The sequence below is a fragment of the Streptomyces sp. URMC 129 genome, assembly GCF_051386415.1.
Taxonomy (GTDB): Bacteria; Actinomycetota; Actinomycetes; order Streptomycetales; family Streptomycetaceae; genus Streptomyces.
Window position 1 is genome coordinate 1 of record NZ_JBPQTQ010000065.1, and the last position, 19,516, is coordinate 19,516.

At 73.6% G+C, this 19,516-nt stretch carries 19 protein-coding genes; 8 read left to right on the forward strand and 11 right to left on the reverse strand.

Annotated elements, in window-relative coordinates; genetic code table 11:
* Positions 1–73: 73 nt before the first annotated feature.
* Entirely contained in the window at positions 74–1,531 is a 1,458-nt protein-coding gene (gene argH, locus ACSNOC_RS15205) for an argininosuccinate lyase (protein WP_436747959.1), read from the reverse strand.
* Positions 1,528–2,724: an argininosuccinate synthase gene (locus tag ACSNOC_RS15210; protein WP_436747960.1), complete on the reverse strand. Its 1,197-nt coding sequence runs from the start codon at positions 2,722–2,724 to the stop codon at positions 1,528–1,530. Before ACSNOC_RS15210 ends, argH begins: the two co-directional genes overlap by 4 nt.
* A gap of 96 nt (positions 2,725–2,820) precedes the next feature.
* Here ACSNOC_RS15210 and ACSNOC_RS15215 point away from each other — a divergent pair, with 96 nt between their 5' ends.
* From ACSNOC_RS15215 to ACSNOC_RS15230, 4 genes are all read left to right on the forward strand, one after another.
* Entirely contained in the window at positions 2,821–3,441 is a 621-nt protein-coding gene (locus ACSNOC_RS15215) for a pyridoxamine 5'-phosphate oxidase family protein (RefSeq protein ID WP_436747961.1), read from the forward strand.
* Between the two features lie 5 nt (positions 3,442–3,446).
* The gene (locus tag ACSNOC_RS15220; RefSeq protein ID WP_436747962.1) at positions 3,447–4,307 is read left to right on the forward strand and encodes a TIGR02452 family protein; all 861 of its coding nucleotides are present in this window, start codon (positions 3,447–3,449) and stop codon (positions 4,305–4,307) included.
* Positions 4,308–4,726: 419 nt separating this feature from the next.
* Complete coding sequence (locus ACSNOC_RS15225) at positions 4,727–4,861, forward strand: hypothetical protein (RefSeq protein ID WP_436747963.1); 135 nt, start codon at positions 4,727–4,729, stop codon at positions 4,859–4,861.
* Complete coding sequence (locus ACSNOC_RS15230; RefSeq protein ID WP_436747964.1) at positions 4,858–5,919, forward strand: polyprenyl synthetase family protein; 1,062 nt, start codon at positions 4,858–4,860, stop codon at positions 5,917–5,919. The genes ACSNOC_RS15225 and ACSNOC_RS15230 overlap by 4 nt, the downstream gene beginning before the upstream one ends.
* A 636-nt stretch (positions 5,920–6,555) precedes the next feature.
* On the opposite strand, the gene ACSNOC_RS15235 is transcribed toward ACSNOC_RS15230, so the two are convergent.
* The 5 genes from ACSNOC_RS15235 to argC are packed head-to-tail and all read right to left on the reverse strand — an operon-like array spanning position 6,556 to position 11,529.
* Complete coding sequence (locus ACSNOC_RS15235) at positions 6,556–7,116, reverse strand: arginine repressor (protein ID WP_436747965.1); 561 nt, start codon at positions 7,114–7,116, stop codon at positions 6,556–6,558.
* 16 nt (positions 7,117–7,132) lie between these two features.
* The gene (locus tag ACSNOC_RS15240; protein ID WP_436747966.1) at positions 7,133–8,383 is read right to left on the reverse strand and encodes an acetylornithine transaminase; all 1,251 of its coding nucleotides are present in this window, start codon (positions 8,381–8,383) and stop codon (positions 7,133–7,135) included.
* A complete protein-coding gene (argB, locus tag ACSNOC_RS15245; RefSeq protein WP_436747967.1) occupies positions 8,380–9,318 on the reverse strand; it encodes an acetylglutamate kinase in 939 nt (312 codons plus the stop codon). Before argB ends, ACSNOC_RS15240 begins: the two co-directional genes overlap by 4 nt.
* Before the next feature lie 34 nt (positions 9,319–9,352).
* On the reverse strand, positions 9,353–10,504 hold the full coding sequence (gene argJ, locus ACSNOC_RS15250; protein WP_436747968.1) for a bifunctional glutamate N-acetyltransferase/amino-acid acetyltransferase ArgJ: 1,152 nt from the start codon (positions 10,502–10,504) through the stop codon (positions 9,353–9,355).
* Entirely contained in the window at positions 10,501–11,529 is a 1,029-nt protein-coding gene (argC, locus tag ACSNOC_RS15255) for an N-acetyl-gamma-glutamyl-phosphate reductase (RefSeq protein ID WP_436747969.1), read from the reverse strand. Before argC ends, argJ begins: the two co-directional genes overlap by 4 nt.
* A gap of 275 nt (positions 11,530–11,804) precedes the next feature.
* Between argC and ACSNOC_RS15260 the strand changes: the two genes are divergently transcribed.
* The gene (locus ACSNOC_RS15260; protein WP_436747987.1) at positions 11,805–12,329 is read left to right on the forward strand and encodes an ATP-binding protein; all 525 of its coding nucleotides are present in this window, start codon (positions 11,805–11,807) and stop codon (positions 12,327–12,329) included.
* A 184-nt stretch (positions 12,330–12,513) separates the two neighbouring features.
* On the opposite strand, the gene ACSNOC_RS15265 is transcribed toward ACSNOC_RS15260, so the two are convergent.
* Positions 12,514–13,956: a phytoene desaturase family protein gene (locus ACSNOC_RS15265; protein ID WP_436747970.1), complete on the reverse strand. Its 1,443-nt coding sequence runs from the start codon at positions 13,954–13,956 to the stop codon at positions 12,514–12,516.
* 73 nt (positions 13,957–14,029) lie between these two features.
* A complete protein-coding gene (locus ACSNOC_RS15270) occupies positions 14,030–14,590 on the reverse strand; it encodes a histidine phosphatase family protein (protein WP_436747971.1) in 561 nt (186 codons plus the stop codon).
* A 166-nt stretch (positions 14,591–14,756) separates the two neighbouring features.
* Between ACSNOC_RS15270 and ACSNOC_RS15275 the strand changes: the two genes are divergently transcribed.
* A complete protein-coding gene (locus tag ACSNOC_RS15275; protein WP_436747972.1) occupies positions 14,757–14,954 on the forward strand; it encodes a DUF1918 domain-containing protein in 198 nt (65 codons plus the stop codon).
* A 118-nt stretch (positions 14,955–15,072) separates the two neighbouring features.
* Here ACSNOC_RS15275 and ACSNOC_RS15280 read toward each other — a convergent pair whose 3' ends face one another.
* Positions 15,073–16,386, reverse strand: coding sequence for a glycoside hydrolase family 10 protein (locus ACSNOC_RS15280; RefSeq protein ID WP_436747973.1), 1,314 nt, complete (start codon positions 16,384–16,386; stop codon positions 15,073–15,075).
* Between the two features lie 255 nt (positions 16,387–16,641).
* On the opposite strand from ACSNOC_RS15280, the gene ACSNOC_RS15285 reads away from it, so the two are divergent.
* Positions 16,642–17,511 (forward strand): 3-hydroxybutyryl-CoA dehydrogenase, encoded by an 870-nt coding sequence (locus ACSNOC_RS15285; protein ID WP_436747974.1) that lies wholly within the window; start codon positions 16,642–16,644, stop codon positions 17,509–17,511.
* 18 nt (positions 17,512–17,529) lie between these two features.
* Here ACSNOC_RS15285 and ACSNOC_RS15290 read toward each other — a convergent pair whose 3' ends face one another.
* Positions 17,530–18,522 (reverse strand): Ku protein, encoded by a 993-nt coding sequence (locus tag ACSNOC_RS15290; protein WP_436747988.1) that lies wholly within the window; start codon positions 18,520–18,522, stop codon positions 17,530–17,532.
* Between the two features lie 30 nt (positions 18,523–18,552).
* Between ACSNOC_RS15290 and ligD the strand changes: the two genes are divergently transcribed.
* On the forward strand, positions 18,553–19,440 hold the full coding sequence (gene ligD, locus ACSNOC_RS15295) for a non-homologous end-joining DNA ligase (protein ID WP_436747975.1): 888 nt from the start codon (positions 18,553–18,555) through the stop codon (positions 19,438–19,440).
* Positions 19,441–19,516 lie beyond the last annotated feature (76 nt).

Sequence of the window (19,516 nt, forward strand, 5' to 3'; positions counted from 1 at the left end):
TCTGGACCAAAACCGCCGACGAAATCCTCGACAAGGTCGCCACCTACTGCCGACGAATCTCCGACTCAGGACACTAGGGTGCGGCGGGCGCGGTGCCGGCCACCCAGGCGCGCTGGCGGGAGAGGTCGGCCTTCGCCTCGGCGAGCTGGACGGCGACCGCGGTGGGCGCGGTCCCGCCCCGCGCGTCGCGGGCGGCCAGCGAGCCCTCCACGGTGAGCACACCGCGCACCTCGGGCGTGAGGTGCGGGGAGATCTTCGCGAACTGCTCGTCGGTGAGCCGGTCCAGCTCGATGCCCTCCGCCTCGCAGACCTTGACGCACTCGCCGGCGACCTCGTGCGCCACCCGGAACGGCACGCCGCGCTTGACCAGCCACTCCGCGATGTCGGTGGCGAGGGAGAAGCCCGCCGGGGCCAGCTCCGCCATCCGCTCGGCATTGACCGTGAGGGTGGCGAGCATGCCGGTGAACGCCGGGAGCAGCACCTCCAGTTGGTCGCAGGAGTCGAAGACCGGCTCCTTGTCCTCCTGGAGGTCGCGGTTGTAGGCGAGCGGCAGGGCCTTGAGGGTGGCCATGAGGCCCGTCAGGTTGCCGATGAGCCGGCCGGACTTGCCGCGCGCCAGCTCCGCGATGTCCGGGTTCTTCTTCTGCGGCATGATCGAGCTGCCGGTGGAGAAGGAGTCGTGCAGGGTCACGAAGGAGAACTCCTTCGTGTTCCAGATGATGATCTCCTCCGCGATCCGCGAGACGTCCACGCCGATCATCGCCGTGACGAAGGCGAACTCGGCGGCGAAGTCGCGGGAGGCGGTGCCGTCGATGGAGTTGGCCGCGGAGCCGCCCTCGAAGCCGAGGTCCGCCGCCACCGCCTCCGGGTCGAGGCCGAGCGAGGAGCCCGCCAGCGCGCCGGAGCCGTACGGCGAGACGGCGGTGCGCGCGTCCCACTGCCGCAGCCGCTCCGCGTCCCGGGCCAGGGCCTGGACGTGGGCCAGGACGTGGTGGGCGAAGAGCACCGGCTGCGCGTGCTGGAAGTGGGTCCGGCCGGGCATGGCGACGCCCGGGTGGGCGTCGGCCAGGGCGATCAGCGCCTCCTGGAGGTCCGCGACCAGCCCGGCGATGATCCGCGCGTGGTCCCGCAGGTACATCCGGAAGAGGGTGGCCACCTGGTCGTTGCGCGACCGGCCGGCCCGCAGCTTGCCGCCCAGCTCGGGGCCGAGCCGCTCCAGCAGGCCGCGTTCGAGCGCGGTGTGCACGTCCTCGTCGGCGACGGTGCCGGTGAACGAGCCGTCCGCGACGTCGGCCGCGAGCCGGTCCAGCCCCGCGGTCATGCGGCTCAGCTCGTCGTCGGTGAGCAGCCCGGCCCGGTGCAGGACGCGGGCGTGGGCGCGGGACCCGGCGATGTCGTACGGGGCCAGCCGCCAGTCGAAGTGGACGGAGGCGCTCAGCTTCTCCAGGGCCTCGGCCGGTCCGTGCGCGAACCGGCCGCCCCACAGGCGCACGTCCTGGCCGTCCCGGCCGTCCTGGCTGTCCCGGGTCACTGGGCGAGGTCCCGCCGGGCCGCGATCTTGCTGGACATGGCGAAGATGTCGATGAAGCCCTTGGAGGCGGACTGGTCGAAGGTGTCGCCGGTGTCGTAGGTCGCGAGGTTGAAGTCGTACAGCGACTGCTCGGACCGCCGGCCGGTGACGACCGCCCGGCCGCCGTGCAGGGTCATCCGGATGTCGCCGCTGACGTGCTCGTTCGCCTCGTTCACGAAGCCGTCCAGGGCCCGCTTGAGCGGGGAGAACCACAGGCCGTCGTAGACCAGCTCGGTCCAGCGCTGCTCGACCTGCCGCTTGTAGCGGGCGAGCTCGCGCTCGACCGTCACGCTCTCCAGCTCCTGGTGGGCGGTGATCAGCGCGATGGCGCCGGGCGACTCGTACACCTCGCGGGACTTGATGCCCACGAGCCGGTCCTCGACCATGTCGATGCGGCCCACGCCCTGGGCGCCGGCCCGCTCGTTCAGCTCCTGGACGGCCTGGAGCATGGTGACGGCCTTGCCGTCGATGGCCACGGGGACGCCCTGCCGGAAGGTGATGACGACCTCGTCGGGGTCGCGGGGGGTGGCCGGGTTCTGCGTGTACTCGTAGAGGTCCTCGATCGGCGCGTTCCAGATGTCCTCCAGGAAGCCCGTCTCCACGGCGCGGCCGAAGACGTTGGCGTCGATGGAGTACGGCGACTTCTTGGTGGTGGCGATCGGCAGGCCCTTGGTCTCGGCGAAGGCGATGGCCTTGTCGCGGGTCATCGCGTAGTCCCGGACGGGGGCGATGCACTTCAGGTCGGGGGCGAGGGAGGCGATGCCCGCCTCGAACCGCACCTGGTCGTTGCCCTTGCCGGTGCAGCCATGGGCGACGGTGTCCGCGCCGTGCTTGCGGGCGGTGGCGGCCAGGTGCTTGACGATCACCGGCCGGGAGAGGGCGGAGACCAGCGGATACCGGTCCATGTAGAGGGCGTTCGCCTTGATGGCCGGCAGGCAGTACTCGTCGGCGAACTCGTCCTTGGCGTCGACGACCTCGGCCTCGACCGCGCCGCAGGCCAGTGCGCGCTTGCGGATGACATCCATGCTCTCGCCGCCCTGGCCGACATCGACGGCGACGGCGACGACCTCCGCCCCGGTCGCCTCGGCGATCCAGCCGATGCAGACAGAGGTGTCCAGGCCGCCGGAGTAGGCGAGTACGACGCGCTGGGTCACGGTGTCTCCTTAGAATGCATGCACTGACTGGAATAAGTATGCAGCCCTCCGCATGTTTCGTCAATCCAGGGGCGCGGCGCTGCGATACTCCTTGTCATGGGCAAGAGTTACGAGCGCATAGACGGCCGGCTCAGGACGTTCATCGAGGAACAGCGCGTCTTCTTCACCGCCACCGCCCCGCTCGCGGGCGACGGCACCGTGAACCTCTCCCCCAAGGGCCTCACCGGCTCCCTCGCGGTGCTGGACGACCGCACCGTCGCCTATCTCGACTTCGCGGGAAGCCACGCCGAGACCATCGCGCACCTGCGGGAGAACGGCCGCATCACGCTCATGTGGTGCGCGTTCTCCGGACCGCCGGCGATCGTGCGCGTGCACGGGCGCGGCGAGCCCGTCTTCCGCGACGACCCGCGCTGGCACGGGCTGCTGGCGCACTTCCCCGCGATCGACCCGGCCGACCACGGGCTGCGGGCGATCATCGTGGTGACCGCCGAGCACATCCGCGACTCCTGCGGGTTCGCCGTGCCGTATCTGAGCTACGAGGGCGACCGCCCGCTGCACGCCTCGCGCTTCGCGCGCGAGACGGACGAGACGCTGGACGCCTATTTCCGCGCCCGCACGCACAACGGGACCAGCATCGACGGCCTCCCGGCGCTGCCCCTGCCGCTGCCGCCGACACCGCCCGCGCCGACAGCGCCGACAGCGCCGCCCGGGGCGTGACCGGCGTGCGGAGTGTCTGGGAGCGGCCGGGGCTGCGGGAGGCCGCCGCGGAGAACGAGCGGATCGTCGCCGCCGGGTGGTACACCGCGCCCGGCGGCGGCCGGGTGGAGATCGGCGCGGCCGTGGCGCGCGCCGCGGCCGGGAGCGCGCTGTTCGGGCCGGAACCGGTGCCTCGCGTGCCGGGGGCGCCGGGGGCGTCGGGGGCGTCGGGCGCGCGGACGGCGTTCGAGGTGACCGGGGAGACCAGCCTGGCGGCGGCGCGCCGGCTGGCCGGGACGGACGGCGGGCCGGTGGCCGTGCTGAACTTCGCCTCCGCCCGCAACCCGGGCGGCGGGTACCTCAAGGGGGCCAAGGCGCAGGAGGAGGACCTGTGCCGGGCCTCCGCCCTCTACACCTGCCTGCTGCGGGTACCGGAGTTCTACGCGGCCCACCGGGCGGCGGGCGACCCGTTCTACAGCGACCGCGTGATCCACTCCCCCGGCGTGCCGGTCTTCCGCGACGACCGGGGCGTGCTGCTCGACGAGCCGTACGAGGCCGGGTTCCTCACCTCGGCCGCACCCAACGCCGGGGTCGTCGCCGAGCGGACGCCCGAGCGCGCGGCCGGGATCCCGGCGGCGGTGCGGGCCCGCGCGGAGCGGGTGCTGGAGGTGGCCGCCGTCACCGGCTACCGGCGGCTGGTCCTGGGCGCGTGGGGCTGCGGCGTCTTCCGGAACGACCCGGCCGTGGTGGCCGGGGCGTTCCACACGCTGCTGACGGGCTCCGGACGGTTCGCCCGGCACTTCGACCGGATCGTCTTCGCGGTGTTCGACCGCCACGACCCGTCCCCGGCCAGACACGCCTTCGCCACCGCGTTCCCCGCCGCATGAGGTGATCGTCGCCCCTGGCGGGGCAGCACACGAGCGGAGGCTCCGGGCCCGGCATCCCCCTCGGCGACAGCACCGAGCCGGGGGACTCGCGGCCCTGGCGGGCGGCGGAGCCGACCGCGTTCACCGACCGGGTGCGCGAGACGCGCGGGCGGACGTCGCGGTGGCGAAGCGGCTGGGCCTGACATACGAGGGGACGCCGCGGACCCTGTTCGCGACGGGGGGCGCACGTCACCGGAGAGTCACCCACACGGGTGATTAGGAGGGTCCCGGGCCCCGCGCCGCCGCTCCTTTGGCCAGAAGGGAACTCCTGGTCAATCACGGTGTCCGGATCATCCACCGCGCATGGAGGTGCGGGCGGGCGCGCGGCGGACCCTGATCACGCCGTTCCAGTACCCGGGCGGGGCGGCCAAGCTGTGCGCATGCTCAGCGACCCGCCGAAGCCCGCCCCCGCCACCACGACCACAGGCCCGACGAGCACCGATCCGACGACCACGGGCGCGACCGCGGCGGTGACCGCCGTCGCCCGGCCCGGCGGACCGGGGGTGGACGCATGACGACCCTCCCCCAGACGACCGACGAGCAGCGCACCGCGCGGGACGCCCTGCGCCGCGCCCGCGCCCTGCTGGACCCGGCGCTGCGCGACTGGGTGCGGCGGCTGCCCGCGCCGATCGCGCGCGTCGCCTCGTACCACTTCGGCTGGACCGACGCCGCCGGCCGGCCGGAGACCGCGCCCGCGGGCAAGGCCCTGCGCCCCGCGCTCGTCTTCGCCTGCGCCGAGGCGGTCGGCGCCCCGGCCGAGGCCGCGCTCCGCCCGGCCGTCGCCGTGGAACTGGTGCACAACTTCTCGCTGCTGCACGACGACATCCTCGACGGCGACGCGACGCGCCGTCACCGGCCCACGGCCTGGACGGTGTTCGGCTCCTCCAGCGCACTGCTCGCGGGCGACGCGCTGCTCATCCACGCGGCCCGGGTGCTGACCGAGGAGCCCGCGCCGGCCGCCACGGTCACCGGCGCCCGCTGGCTGAGCGAGGCCGCCACCCAGCTCATCGAGGGCGAGTACGCCGACCTCAGCTTCGAGGAGCGGACCCACGTCACGCTCGCCGAGTGCCTGGCCATGACGGAACGCAAGACGGCCGCGCTGCTGGCCTGTTCGTGCGCGCTGGGCGCCCTGTGGGGCGGTGGCTCCCCGGAGCGGACCGAGGCGCTGCGGCGCTTCGGCAACCACCTCGGCATCGCCTTCCAGCTCGCGGACGACCTGCTGGGCATATGGGGCGACCCGGCGGTCACCGGCAAACCGGCCGGGGCCGACCTGACGGCCCGCAAGAAGTCCCTGCCGGTGGTCGCCGCGCTGGACTCCGGCACCGAGGCCGGACGCAGGCTGGCCGAGGCGTACGCCGGAGAGGACCGGCAGGGCGCGGCGCCGCCGGATCCGTCCGGGCCCGCCCGGCTGGCCGCGCTGGTGGAGGAGGCGGGCGGCCGGGCCTGGGCGGAGGAGACGGCCCGCGAGCAGTTGCGGCTGGCCCTGGGCGCGCTGCGCGCGGCGGACGTGACGGACCGGGCCGCCGGAACGCTGGCCGCGCTCGCCCGCCTCGCGGCACGGCGGGACCGCTGAGGGATCCGGGGGCGCGGCCTCCGCGCCGGGGTCGAGCGCGCGGCCGGGACCGTGAGGCGGAGACGGGAACGCCGCGGCCCCCGGTCCCCGTACGCCGCCGCCGGATCGCGCACCACACCCCGTGGTGGCCGGGCTCGCGCGGCGGAACCGGACGACGTGCCCAGGGGCTCGGTCGCGGTGCTGTCGGCCCACGGCCCCCGCCGACCGGGCACGCGGAGGCGCGCCGGGAGACGGAACGTCGCACTCGCGGGCCACGAGATCGTGCTCACCGGCCACGCCGGGCACGAGGAGGTGACCGGCACCCCCGGGCACGCCCCCGGCCGGATCCTGGCCGGGGCACAGGTGGCACGGATGGCTGCCGCCGCCGGTGGTGGGCTCGGCCAGCTCCTCCGCCTCCACGCGGCCGGTCGGGGTGGCGCGGCGCGCGGGCGCCCGGGAGGCGCGGCTGATCGACGGCGCGTCACATGACGGAGGAGACCTGGTTCGCGTCGGCTCCGGCGTCTCCGCGTCCGGGGAACGGGTGGCGGGTGGCGGCGTGGCCCGTGGCGCTCGCCGCGCGTGGGTCCGGTGGCACGGGAGACGCGGCGGCTCGCCCCGCCGCGCCACTTTCTCCGCGCCCGGCACCGCCACCGCGGGTCAGTCCTCGTGGCCCTCCGGCTGTTCCTTCTCCTTCTGCGCCAGCCGCAGCAGATGGTCCGCCAGCGACTGACCCCCCGTCGGGTCCCGGCTGATCAGCAGCAGGGTGTCGTCCCCGGCGATGGTGCCCAGGATGTCGTGGACCTCGGCCTGGTCGATGGCCGAGGCGAGGAACTGGGCGGCCCCCGGCGGGGTGCGCAGCACGACCAGATTCGCGGACGCCTCCGCCGAGATCAGCAGCTCCCCCGCCAGCCGGGCCATCCGCTCCTCCTTGGCGGACTCCCCCAGCGGCACCCTGGGGGTGCGGAAGCCGCCCTCGCTGGGGACGGCGTAGATCAGCTCTCCCCCGGTGTTGCGGATCTTCACCGCCCCCAGCTCGTCGAGGTCGCGGCTCAGCGTGGCCTGCGTGACGTTCAGCCCGTCGTCGGCGAGCAGCTTGGCGAGCTGGCTCTGGGACCGCACCGGCTGTCTGTTGAGGATCTCGACGATCCGGCGGTGCCGGGCCGTCCGCGTCTGGGGCACGGCCGGGCCGTGCCCGGCCGGGTGCCGCTCGTCGGTCATGCTTTCTCCCCGGTGGTCATCGTTCTCCGGCGGACGTGTCCACGGTGTCGAGAACGCCGGGGAGAGCAGCGAGGAAGGCGTCCACTTCCCCGTCGCCCACGATCAGTGGCGGGGCCAGCCGCACCACGTCGGGTGCGACGGCGTTCACCAGGAGGCCGGCGTCCTGAGCCGCCTGCTGCACCTGCGGGGCCAGGGGCTCGGTGAGCACGATACCGAGGAGCAGTCCGGCGCCCCTGACCCGGTCGACCAGCGGGTGGCCCAGGTTCCAGATGCCGTCGCGCAGCCGCTCGCCCGCGTCCTTGACCCGCTGGAGCAGGTCCTCGGACTGGATGGTGTCCAGGACGGCGAGCGCGGCGGCGCAGGCGACGGGGTTGCCGCCGAAGGTGGACCCGTGGGCGCCCGGGGTGAGCAGGTGGGCAGCCTCGCCGAACGCCATGGTCGCGCCGATGGGGAGTCCGGCCCCCAGTCCCTTGGCGAGGGTCACGATGTCGGCCTCGACGCCCTGCGCCTGCCCGGCGAACCAGTGGCCCGTCCGGCCGATGCCGGTCTGCACCTCGTCCAGGACGAGCAGCGTGCCGGTGGCGCGGGTGATCTCCCGGGCGGCGGCGAGATAGCCCTCGGGCGGGACGACGACCCCGTTCTCGCCCTGGATGGGCTCCACGATCACCAGGGCGGTGTCGGTGGTGACGGCGGCGCTCAGTGCCTCGGCGTCGCCGTACGGGACGTGGGTGACGTCGCCGGGCAGCGGCAGGAAGCCCTCGTGCTTCTTCGGCTGCCCGGTCAGGGCGAGGGCGCCCATGGTCCGGCCGTGGAAGCCGCCCTGGGTGGCGACCATGTGGCGGCGGCCGGTCAGCCGGCCGATCTTGAACGCGGCCTCGACGGCCTCCGCGCCGGAGTTGCAGAAGTAGACCCGGCCGGGGCGCCCGGCCAGGGCGAGGAGCCGTTCGGCGAGGGCGACGGGCGGCTCGGCCACGAAGAGGTTCGAGACGTGGCCGAGGAGTGCGATCTGGTCGGACACGGCGCGCACGACGGCCGGGTGGCCGGTGCCCAGGGAGGTGACGGCGATGCCGCCGACGAAGTCCAGGTACTCCTTGCCGTCGGCGTCCCACAACCGGGCGCCCTCGCCATGGGTGAGCGGCACCCGGGGCGTGCCGTAGTTGTCCATCAGGGCGCCCTGCCAGCGGGCGGTCAGCGACGCGTTGCTCACGGTGGCGCCGTGGGCGCCGGGGCCGGTGGTGCCAGTGGTGCCGGTGGTGTCGGCGGTCATGTCGGCTCTCCCTTGCCGGCCGCGTCGGGCACGACCATCGTCCCGATTCCCTCGTCGGTGAAGATCTCCAGCAGGATGGAGTGCGGGACCCGCCCGTCGATGACGCGCGCGGTGCGGACGCCGTTGCGGACGGCGTACAGGCAGCCCTCCATCTTGGGCACCATGCCGCTGGCCAGGTCCGGCAGCAGCTTCTCCAGCTCGCTCTCCGTCAGCCGGCTGATGACCTCGTCGCTGGCGGGCCAGTCGGCGTACAGGCCCTCGACGTCGGTCAGCACCATGAGCGTCTCGGCGCCCAGGGCGGCGGCCAGCGCGGCGGCGGCGGTGTCGGCGTTGATGTTGTAGACGTGGTCGTCGTCGGCACTGCGGGCGATGGAGGAGATGACCGGGATGCGGCCGTCGTCCAGCAGGGCCCGCACGGCGCCGGTGTCGATGCCGGTGATGTCGCCGACGCGGCCGAGGTCGACGCGCTCGCCGTCAACGGTGGTGTACCGCTTGGTCGCCGAGAGCAGACGGGCGTCCTCGCCGGTCATGCCCACGGCGAACGAACCGTGCCGGTTGAGCAGGCCGACCAGCTCGCGCTGCACCTGACCGGCCAGCACCATCCGGACCACCTCCATGGTCTCGTCGGTGGTGACGCGCAGGCCCGCCTTGAACTCCGAGGTGAGGCCGAGGCGTTCGAGCTGGGCGTTGATCTGCGGGCCGCCGCCGTGCACCACCACCGGGCGGAGTCCGGCGTGGCGGAGGAAGACGACGTCCTGGGCGAAGGCGGCCTTCAGCGCGTCGTCCACCATGGCGTTCCCGCCGAACTTGATGACCACGGTCTTCCCGTGGTGGCGGGTCAGCCAGGGCAGCGCCTCGATGAGGATGCGCGCCTTGGGCAGGGCGGTGTGCTTGCGGGCGGTGGGCACGGGTCCTGATGCGTGGTTGTCCGTCATGACCGGCTTTCGCTGGGATTCGTCGGATGGCTCGTCAGGAGGAGTAGGCGCTGTTCTCGTGGACGTAGTCGGCGGTGAGGTCGTTCGTCCACACCACGGCGGACTCGCCGCCCGCGGCCAGGTCGGCGGTGATGACGACCTCGCGGTACCGCATGTCCACCAGGTCGCGGTCCTCGCCGACGGAGCCGTTCTTGCAGACCCAGACGCCGTTGATCGCGACGTTGAGCCGGTCGGGCTCGAAGGCGGCGGCGGTGGTGCCGATGGCGGCGAGCACCCGGCCCCAGTTGGGGTCCTCGCCGTGGATGGCGCACTTGAGGAGGTTGTTGCGGGCGATGGAGCGGCCCACCTCGACGGCGTCGGCCTCGGTGGCGGCGCCCACGACCTCGATGCGGATGTCCTTGGAGGCGCCCTCGGCGTCCTTGATGAGCTGCCGGGCCAGGTCGTCGCAGACCGCGCGGACCGCCTCGGCGAACTCCGCCTCGCCGGGGACGGTGCCGGAGGCGCCGGAGGCCAGCAGCAGCACCGTGTCGTTGGTGGACATGCAGCCGTCGGAGTCGATCCGGTCGAACGTGGTCCGGGTGGCGGCCCGCAGCGCCCGGTCGAGGGCGGGGGCGTCGAGGTCGGCGTCGGTGGTGAGGACGACGAGCATGGTGGCCAGGCCGGGCGCGAGCATGCCCGCGCCCTTGGCCATGCCGCCCACGACCCAGCCGGTGCCCTGGGCGACGGCGGTCTTGTGGACGGTGTCGGTGGTCTTGATGGCGATGGCGGCCTGCTCGCCGCCGTCCGGGGAGAGCGCCCCGGCGGCCGTCTCGATGCCCGGCAGCAGCTTGTCCATCGGCAGCCGGATGCCGATGAGGCCGGTGGAGGCGACGGCCACCTCGGCGGCGCTGGTGCCGAGGACCTCGGCGGCCTTCTCGGCGGTGGCGTGGGTGTCCTGGAAGCCGAGCGGGCCGGTGCAGGCGTTGGCGCCGCCGGAGTTGAGGACGACGGCCGTGACCCGGCCGCCGCTGAGGACCTGCTCGGACCAGACGACGGGGGCGGCCTTGACGCGGTTGCTGGTGAAGACCCCGGCGGCGGCGGCGCGCGGTCCCCGGTTGACGACGAGCGCGAGGTCGGGCCCGCCGCTGTCCTTGATCCCGGCGGCGATACCGGCCGCGGTGAATCCCCGTGCTGCGGTGACGCTCATGGAGCCACTCCGATCGTCGTCAGTCCCGCGTCCTCCGGGAGGCCGAGGGCGATGTTCATGCTCTGCACCGCGCCGCCCGCGGTGCCCTTGGTGAGGTTGTCGATGGCGCTGATGGCGACGAGACGGCCGGCCGCCTCGTCCAGCGCGACCTGGATCAGGGCCGCGTTGGAGCCGGTCACGGCGGCGGTGGTGGGCCACTGGCCCTCCGGGAGCAGCCGGACGAACGGCTCGGCGGCCAGCGCCCCGGCGTACGCCTCGCGCAGCGCGGCCCCGGTCACGCCGGGCCGGACCCGGGCGGTGCAGGTGGCCAGGATGCCCCGGGCCATGGGGGCGAGGGTCGGGGTGAACGAGACGGTCACGCGCTCGCCTGCGACGGCCGACAGGTTCTGGATCATCTCGGGGGTGTGCCGGTGCGTGCCGCCGACGCCGTACGGGCTCATGGCACCCATGACCTCGCTGCCCAGCAGGTGCGGCTTGAGCGACCGGCCGGCGCCCGAGGTGCCGGAGGCGGCCACGATCACGGCCTCCGGCTCGATCAGGCGCGCGGCGTAGGCGGGGAAGAGGGCCAAGCTGACGGCGGTGGGGTAGCACCCGGGCACCGCGACGCGGGTGGAGCCCTTGAGGGCGTCCCGGGCCCCGGGCAGCTCGGGAAGGCCGTAGGGCCAGGCGCCCGCGTGCGGGGAGCCGTAGAACCGCTCCCAGTCCGCCGCGTCCCGCAGCCGGAAGTCGGCGCCGCAGTCGACGACCAGCGCGCTGTCGCCGAGCTTCTCCGCGACGGCGGCGGAGTGCCCGTGCGGGAGGGCGAGGAAGACGACGTCGTGGCCGGCCAGCACCTCGGGCGTGGTCGGCTCCAGCACCCGGTCGGCCAGCGGGAGGAGCTGGGGCTGGAGGGCGCCGAGGCGCTCGCCCGCGTTCGCGTTGCCCGTGAGGGCGCCGATCTCTATCCGGGGATGCTGGAGCAGCAGCCGCAGGATCTCCCCTCCCGCATAGCCACTGGCTCCCGCCACCGCAGCGCGCACCGCCATCGCCTCCTCAAGCGTGATGGCATGACTATACGTAGCACGGCAGCTTTATGCAATCGGTCCCCCGCCCGGTCAGGGCGTGAGCGCGACCGAGAGTTTTGGTGGGCGGACGAGAACGCTGGTCGGCGGATCTCGGTCCCGTCACGCCGCGTGTGCGGCCTTGCGAAACGAGTGACACCTGATCTTGGTGGTTGGCACCACCCCGAGAAACGCCGAAGTCGTTCCGGAGCTCTACCGTGCCCGTTCCCGCGGCCCGCACGGCGCTACCGTTGGATCTCGTGATCGTATGGCTCAACGGCACCCACGGCTCAGGCAAGACGACGACCAGTGCACTCGTGCAGCAGCTGATCCCGGATTCGCGGGTGTTCGACGCCGAGAAGGTCGGCGAGACGCTCATGGACATCACGCCGAGGCTGCCCTGGACGGGCAACTTCCAGGACTGGCCGCCGTGGCGGCCGCTCGTAGTCGAGACCGCCCGTCGCGTACTCGACTACACCGGCGGCATTCTGATCATGCCCATGACCATCCTGGTTGAGGACTACTGGCGCGAGATCAGCTCGGGCCTCGCCCAGCATGCGATCCCGGTTCGGCACTTCGTCCTCCATGCCGACCAGGACACCCTCCGCGGGCGCATCGCGGGCGACACCGTCCTTGGCCCTGACTCCCCGTTCCGCCTCAAGTACCTTGAGCCCTACGCCGAGGCGGCCCGCACGTGGCTGCACCGCGAGGCCGAGGTCGTTGACACCACACACCTCACGCCCGCCCAGGCCGCCCTGCAGGTCGCGGAGGCCGTCAAGAATTGAGATCCGCCCCCACGCGAAACCAGGCGCTGGTGGCAGCAGAGACCCTTCGGGTGTCGAGTAGTGCGAACAGGCTCGGCCAGGGGCCCAGCTCAGCCCAGCACCACACGATCCGCCGACTAAAACTCTCGGTCACAGTGAGCGTATACGTATCCGGCGCGTCCCGGGGCGCACGGTCAGCGCGCGGTCAGCGGCGTATGCCGAGGGCGCGCAGCGCGGAGAGGGCCGCGTTGTGGCCGCTCATGCCGTGCGCGCCCGCACCGGGCGGGGTGGCGGCCGAGCACAGGTACACGCCCGGGACGCCCGTGCGGTACGGGTCGAGGGCGGCGCGCGGGCGCAGGGTGAGCTGCGCGGCGGTGTTGGCGCCCCCGACGATGTCGCCGCCGACGCAGTTCGCGTTGGCACGCTCCAGCTCGGCGGTCGACATGGTGTCGGCCGCGACGATCCGCTCGCGGGTGCCGGGCGCGAACCGTTCGAACTGGGCGAGCATCGCCTCCGTCGCGTCGCCCGTCCAGCCGTGCGGCACGTGCGCGTACGCCGAGACGGGGTGGACGTCCCCCGCGGAGCGGCCGGGGTCGGCCAGGTACTGCTGGGAGATCAGCATGAACGGCCGCTCCGGCATCCGGCCCCGGCTCATCTCCGCCTCGGCGTGCGCGATCTGCTCGAACGTCCCGCCGAGGTGCAGGGTGCCCGCGCGGCGGCACGCCTCGTCGCGCCAGGGCACGCCGCCCTCGACCGCGAGGTCGAGTTTGAACGCGCCGGGGCCGTGCCGGAAGCGGGTGTAGGCGCGGCGGACGCGCGGCGGCAGCCGGTCGCCGATCACCCCGGCGGCGGCGGCCGGGGCGAGGTCGAGCAGCACGGCCGCGGCCGGGGGCAGTTCGTCCAGGGAACGGACCCGGACGCCGGTCTCGATCCGGCCGCCCGCCTCGGTGAGCATCGCGGCCAGCGCGTCCGCGATGGCCCGGGAGCCGCCCCGGGCGACGGGCCACCCGAACCGGTGCCCGGCGGCGATGATCATCAGCCCGACCGAGGCGCCGACCGGCTGGTCCAGCGGGCCGAACAGGTGCGCCGCCACGCCGCCGAACAGCGCCCGCGCCCGCGCGGTGCGGAAGCGGCGGGCGACCAGGGACGCCGGCTGGAGGGCGCGCAGACCGAAGCGGGCGAGGCGGAGCGGATGCCGGGGTACCTTCAGCATCGGACGCATCACCTCGTCCGTCAGCGCCTCGGCGTCGGCGGCCAGCGGCCCGAACAGCCGCCGCCAGGCCGGGCCGTCCGCGCCCAGCCCGGCCGCTGTCTCCTCGACCGACCGGTACAGCGCCCCGGCGCCGCCGCCCTCGTCCAGCGGGTGCGCCAGGTCCACCTCCGGCCAGGCCCACTCCAGCCCGTACCGCTTCAGGTCCAGCGACCGGAAGAACGGCGAGCCGGCGCCCATGATGTGCGTCGAGGAGCAGTGGTCAAACAGCACGCCCGGCACGCTCAGTTCACCGCTGCGGGTGCCGCCGCCGATCTCGTCGGCCGCCTCCAGCACGGTCACCCGCAGGCCGTGCCCGGCGAGGGTGACGGCGGCGGCCAGCCCGTTCGGACCGGCCCCCACCACGATCGCTTCGTCCTGTCCGGTCCTCGTCGTCATGGGCCAAGCATGCCAACCGCCGCCGGGCCCCGCACCGTTGCCCGGCCTGACGGCTCGTTGACGCGCGTTGATCTCATCCGAGGCACAGGCTCCACCGCCCCCGGCAGCCGCTCAGACTGACCACGGACAGCGGGTGCACCTCGGTGCGCCAGAACGACTGCGGGGGCGCCTTGAGCGCGTAGAGCATGGCCGCGCGGATCACCGAGGACTCGGTGACGGCGACGATCCGGCCGTCGCCCTCCAGGGGCCGGGTGTCCAGCCAGGCACCGATGCGGGAGACGAACGCCAGCAGCGGCTCCCCGCCGTGCGGCGCCGACCGGGGATCCGCGAACCAGGCGTCCACGGCCCCGGGCTCGCGGAAGGCGACCTCCCGCAGGGTCATGCCCTGCCAGCGCCCCATGTCGCACTCGCGCAGCGCCAGCTGGGCCAGCGGCTGGAGCCCCAGGGCGTCGCCCGTCTGCCGGCTGGACAGCGTCGGCGAGCAGTAGCGCAGCTCCGCGGCGGCCAGCGGCATCAGCACCGGGACCGCCCGCTCCAGCGCCTGCCAGCCCGCGACGTCCAGGGGCCGGTCATCACCGAAACGCGCATCGAGAACCGATGTGCCGCGGGCTGCGGCGATGAGCGTGACCAGCATGGCGCGATCGTACGAGCATGCGAATAGCAACACCACCACCGCGGCGTAAAGAGCCCATGGGACACCTTCCACACCGCATGCACACGAAGCGGGGCGTCACGGGCGGCCGTACTCTGGGAAGAGGGGTGACGTACAGCACCGCACGAGGCGACAGGAGGCACTCCTGATGCGAGCCAAGACCGGCGACCGGGTCGTGACCCACGGCAGGACCGTGGGACAGCCCGACCGTGTGACCGAGATCGTGGAAGTGCTCGGCCCGAACGGCGAGCCGCCCTACCGGGTGCGCTCCGAGGACGGCCACGAGAGCGTGGTCTCCCCCGGCCCCGACTCCACGGTCACTCCGGCCGGAAAGCGCCGCCGCTGAGCCACCGGCCCCCCGGAACCACCCAGGGGGCCACCCACGACGGCACCCAGGCCCCACGGCACCGCCGGGGCCCGGGCTTCTCCGCCCGCGGACAGGCCCGGCCCGGACGGGCGACGATTCAGGAGGTGGCCTCCCGGTGCCCGCGTGACTCCGGCGCTCCGGGGCGTCCGGGCGGCACCGGGGGTTCGCCGCCCCGCTTCGCCGTGGTGGCGTAGTGGTCCTCGACGACCCGCGACATCGCGCCGATCGGGTCGGAGACGACCTGGCTGGCCGAGTAGAAGACGTTGCCGCCGATCTGCGGATACTCGCCGCACAGCGTCAGGTGGCGGGACAGCTCGGCCGGGTCCTGCCACGCCTCGTCCTGCGCCGGGTCGCCCGCCTTGTAGAGGGCCTCGCCGATGTACAGGTCGACGCCGGTGCCGTCGGCGACGTCCGCCCACCACGCGATCACCTTCTCGTAGTCGGCCGCCTCGTTCCCGATGTGCCAGTACGCCTGCGGGATCACGTAGTCCAGCCAGCCCTCCGTGACCCAGGTGCGCACGTCCGCGTACAGGTCGTCGTAGGTCTGGATCCCGGCGTTGGTGTCGGAGCCGCGCGAGTCCGTCGCCTTGTTGCGCCAGACGGCGAACGGGCTCACACCGAACGGGAGCCCCGGCTTCGCCGTCCGCACCCGGTCCCGCATCTCCTGCACGAGCAGGTCGATGTTGTGCCGCCGCCAGTCGCCGCGGTCGTCGAAGTCCCCGCCGTACTCCGCGAAGGCGTCGTCGTCGTCGAACTCCTCGCCCGCCACCGGATACGGGTAGAAGTAGTCGTCCCAGTGCACGCCGTCGATGTCGTACGACTCCACCGCGTGCGCCATCGCGTCCTGGACGAACGCCCGCACGTCGGGGATGCCCGGGTTGTAGTACAGCCGCCCGCCGTAGGGCACCACCCACTCCGGGTTCCGCCGCGCCGGGTGGTCCGCGGTCAGCCGGTCCGGGTCGTCGTGCGTGGCGACGCGGTACGGGTTGAACCAGGCGTGCAGTGCCAGGCCGCGTGCGTGGGCCTCGGTGACCGCGAAGTCCAGCGGGTCCCAGCCGGGGTCGCGCCCCTGTTCGCCGGTGAGCCACTCGGACCACGGCTCGTACGGCGACGGCCACATCGCGTCGGCGGTCGGCCGCACCTGGAAGTAGACGGTCGTCAGCCTCCGCTCGACCGCCGCGTCCAGCAGCGCGGCCAGCCCGGCCCGGCCCTCGTCGGCGGACAGGCCCGTCTTGTCCGGCCAGTCGATGTTCGCGACGGTGGCGATCCACATCCCGCGCGTCTCCGACACGCCCACCGGCACCGGCCGCCCGCGTCGCGGCCCGGACGCCGACGCCTGGGTGAGCGTCAGCGCGCCGGCCAGCGTACCCACGGCGGCGACGGCCAGACCCCTGCGGCTGATCCGTCCCATGGTGACCCCCTGTCATCTCTCTACGTCACACATGCCCGGCACAGCGTGACGAAGTCCTGGCCGTGACGCTTCCGTGACACGCCGTGCGGCGGGAATACCGGCCAGTCAACACCATCGCCCCACACAACCCACCGACCCGAGGCGTCCCGCACCGGAGCCCCCGCGCGCCCCGGCACCACCGCGGCAGGGGTACCGTCGACAGGGCGAATGATCGATCAGTCAGAGGTCGAAGGATCGAGGGCCGAAGTGCAGGGTGTGACCGATATCGAACGCGTCGGGGTCGTCGGCTGCGGCCAGATGGGCTCCGGCATCGCCGAGGTGTGCGCGCGGGCCGGGCTGGACGTGCGGGTGGCCGAGATCACGGGCGAGGCCCTGGAGCTGGGCCGCACCCGGCTGGCCGGCTCGCTCGGCAGGGCCGCCGGGCGCGGCAAGATCACCGAGGCCGAGCGGGACGCCGCCCTGGGCCGGATCACCTTCACCACGGACCTGGGCGAGTTCGCCGACCGCGATCTGGTGATCGAGGCCGTGATCGAGAACGAGCGGGTGAAGGGCGAGATCTTCCAGATCCTCGACCGGGTCGTCACCCGCCCCGACGCCATCCTGGCCTCCAACACCTCGGCCATCCCGCTGGTGAACCTGGCCGTGACCACCTCCCGCCCCTCCCAGGTGCTGGGCGTCCACTTCTTCAACCCGGCCCCGGTGCAGCGCCTGGTCGAGCTGGTCCCGGCGCTGACCACCGCCGAGGAGACCGTGCGGCGGGCCGAGTCGCTGGTCACGCGGGTGCTGGGCAAGCAGGCCATCCGCGCCCGGGACCGTTCGGGCTTCGTCGTCAACGCCCTGCTGGTGCCCTACCTCCTGGCGGCGATCCGCATGGTCGAGTCGGGCGCGGCGAGCCGCGACGACATCGACAACGGCATGGAGCTGGGCTGCGCCCACCCCCTGGGCCCGCTGAAGCTGGCCGACCTGATCGGCCTCGACACGGTCGCGTCGATCGCGGAGTCGATGTACGCGGAGCACAAGGAGCCGCTGTACGCCCCGCCGCCCCTGCTGCTGCGGATGGTCGCCGCCGGCCACCTCGGCCGGAAGACGGGCACCGGGTTCTACCCGTACGACCGGCTCGGCTAGGACCGGTCGTCCGGCTCGTCAGGACGCCCGCTTGCGGCCGGCCGTCTTCTTCTTCGCCGCCGTCTTCCCCTCCGCGGGCTTCTTCTCGGCCGTCTTCTTCGCCGCCGCCGTCTTCCCGGCGGCGGCCTTCTTCGCCGGGGCTTTCTTCGCGGGCGCCTTCTTCGGGGGCGCCTTCCCGGCCGTCTTCTTGATCGGCGTGACGGTGGCCTCCTCGCCCTCCCCGGCCTCGCCCCGCGTCTGCCGGGCGCTGCGGACGCTGTCCTCCAGGGCCGCCATCAGGTCCACCACCTTCCCGCCGACCGGGACGGCCTCCCCCGGCCGTTCCGGCGCGGCCCCGGAGAGCTTGGCGTCCACCAGGGCCTCCACGGCTTCCCGGTACTCGTCGTGCAGCTCGGACATGTCCACCGCGCCGAGCGTGTCCATCAGGGTGTAGGCGAGATCCAGTTCGGCGTCCCGCACGGTGACCTTCTCGGCGGGCGCCAGCCCGGCGGCGGGGCGGATCTCGTCGGGCCACAGCAGCGTGTGCATGCCGAGCACGTCCTCGTCCTCCAGGGCGCGGACCAGGGCGAGGGTCTCGCGCCCGCGCATCGCGAGCTTGGCGATGGCGCCCTTGTCCGCGCGCCGCAGCGCCTCGCGCAGCAGCACGTACGGCTTGGCGGCGCCCGTGTCGGCGGTCAGGTAGTAGGAGCGGTCGAGCTGGTACGGGTCGATGCTGGACACCGGCACGAAGCCGAGGATGTCGACGGTCCTGGCGGTGGGCAGCGGCAGGGCGGCGAGGTCCTCGTCGGTGAGCTGGACGACGGTGCCGTCCGCCGTCTCGTACCCCTTGCCGATCTGGTCCCCGGACAGCTCCTCGCCGTCCAGCTCGCACACCTTGCGGTAGCGGATCTTCCCGTCGTCGGCGGTGTGGATCTGCCGGAAGGAGACGGCGTGGTTCTCGGTCGCGCCGACGACCTTGATGGGGATGGTGACCAGACCAAAGGATATGACGCCCTTCCATATCGTTCGCATCATCTGCCCCTTTCGTGCCAGTCTCAGGGTATGCCTGTGGTCACCGTGGAGGGGCGTCGTCTGACGCTGTCGAATCTGGAGAAGGTCCTCTACCCGGACGGCACGACCAAGGGCGAGCTGCTCCACTACTACGCCGCCAACGGCGCCGCCCTCCTGCCCCACCTGCGGGACCGGCCGCTGAGCTTCCTGCGCTACCCGGACGGACCGGAGGGCGAGACCTTCTTCGCGAAGAACGTCCCGCCGGGCACCCCCGAGTGGGTGAGGACGGCGGAGGTGCCCCGCTCGGGCGGCGGCACGATGCGGCAGGTGGTCGTCGAGGACCTGGCGGCCCTGGCGTGGGCGGCGAACCTGGTGGTGGAGTTCCACACCCCGCAGTGGCGCGCCGCCGATCCCGGGATGGCGGACCGGCTGGTGTTCGACCTCGACCCGGGGGCGCCCGCCACCATCGTGGACTGCTGCACGGTGGCGCGCTGGCTGCGGGACCGGCTGGCGGCCGACGGCCTGAGGGCGTACGCGAAGACCTCGGGCTCCAAGGGCCTGCACCTGCTGTGCGCGCTGCGGCCCGCGCCGTCGGCGGACGCCTCGGCGTACGCGAAGGCCCTGGCCACCGAGGCGGCGGCAGCGCTGCCCGGCCTGGCGATCGCGGCGATGGCCCGCCGTCTGCGGCCGGGCCGGGTGTTCATCGACCACAGCCAGAACGCGGCCCGCAAGACCACGGCCACGCCCTACACGGTCCGCGCCCGCGCCCGGCCCACGGTCTCGGCGCCGGTGACGTGGGAGGAGATCGAGGCGTGCGCGGACCCGTCGGAGCTGGACTTCCACCTGAACGACGTCCCACCCCGGCTGGCCCGCCACGGCGACCTGCTGTTCCCCCTGACCACCCCGGCCGGGGCCGCCGCCCTGCCCGCCGCGCGCTGACCCGCCCGGCACCGGACGCGCGTCCGCCCCCCCGCCCGGGCGCGGGCGCGCGGTCGGCGGGGCGGGACGGCGGTCG

What these genes read in the sequence shown, in the direction of transcription:
- ACSNOC_RS15215 (WP_436747961.1), top strand. Translation starts at nt 2,821, where the DNA reads ATGGGCAAGAGTTACGAGCGCATAGACGGCCGGCTCAGGACGTTCATC.
- ACSNOC_RS15225 (WP_436747963.1), top strand. Translation starts at nt 4,727, where the DNA reads ATGCTCAGCGACCCGCCGAAGCCCGCCCCCGCCACCACGACCACAGGC.
- ACSNOC_RS15230 (WP_436747964.1), top strand. Translation starts at nt 4,858, where the DNA reads ATGACGACCCTCCCCCAGACGACCGACGAGCAGCGCACCGCGCGGGAC.
- ACSNOC_RS15235 (WP_436747965.1), bottom strand. Translation starts at nt 7,116, where the DNA reads ATGACCGACGAGCGGCACCCGGCCGGGCACGGCCCGGCCGTGCCCCAG.
- ACSNOC_RS15240 (WP_436747966.1), bottom strand. Translation starts at nt 8,383, where the DNA reads ATGACCGCCGACACCACCGGCACCACTGGCACCACCGGCCCCGGCGCC.
- argB (WP_436747967.1), bottom strand. Translation starts at nt 9,318, where the DNA reads ATGACGGACAACCACGCATCAGGACCCGTGCCCACCGCCCGCAAGCAC.
- argJ (WP_436747968.1), bottom strand. Translation starts at nt 10,504, where the DNA reads ATGAGCGTCACCGCAGCACGGGGATTCACCGCGGCCGGTATCGCCGCC.
- argC (WP_436747969.1), bottom strand. Translation starts at nt 11,529, where the DNA reads ATGGCGGTGCGCGCTGCGGTGGCGGGAGCCAGTGGCTATGCGGGAGGG.
- ACSNOC_RS15265 (WP_436747970.1), bottom strand. Translation starts at nt 13,956, where the DNA reads ATGACGACGAGGACCGGACAGGACGAAGCGATCGTGGTGGGGGCCGGT.
- ACSNOC_RS15270 (WP_436747971.1), bottom strand. Translation starts at nt 14,590, where the DNA reads ATGCTGGTCACGCTCATCGCCGCAGCCCGCGGCACATCGGTTCTCGAT.
- ACSNOC_RS15275 (WP_436747972.1), top strand. Translation starts at nt 14,757, where the DNA reads ATGCGAGCCAAGACCGGCGACCGGGTCGTGACCCACGGCAGGACCGTG.
- ACSNOC_RS15280 (WP_436747973.1), bottom strand. Translation starts at nt 16,386, where the DNA reads ATGGGACGGATCAGCCGCAGGGGTCTGGCCGTCGCCGCCGTGGGTACG.
- ACSNOC_RS15290 (WP_436747988.1), bottom strand. Translation starts at nt 18,522, where the DNA reads ATGCGAACGATATGGAAGGGCGTCATATCCTTTGGTCTGGTCACCATC.
- ligD (WP_436747975.1), top strand. Translation starts at nt 18,553, where the DNA reads ATGCCTGTGGTCACCGTGGAGGGGCGTCGTCTGACGCTGTCGAATCTG.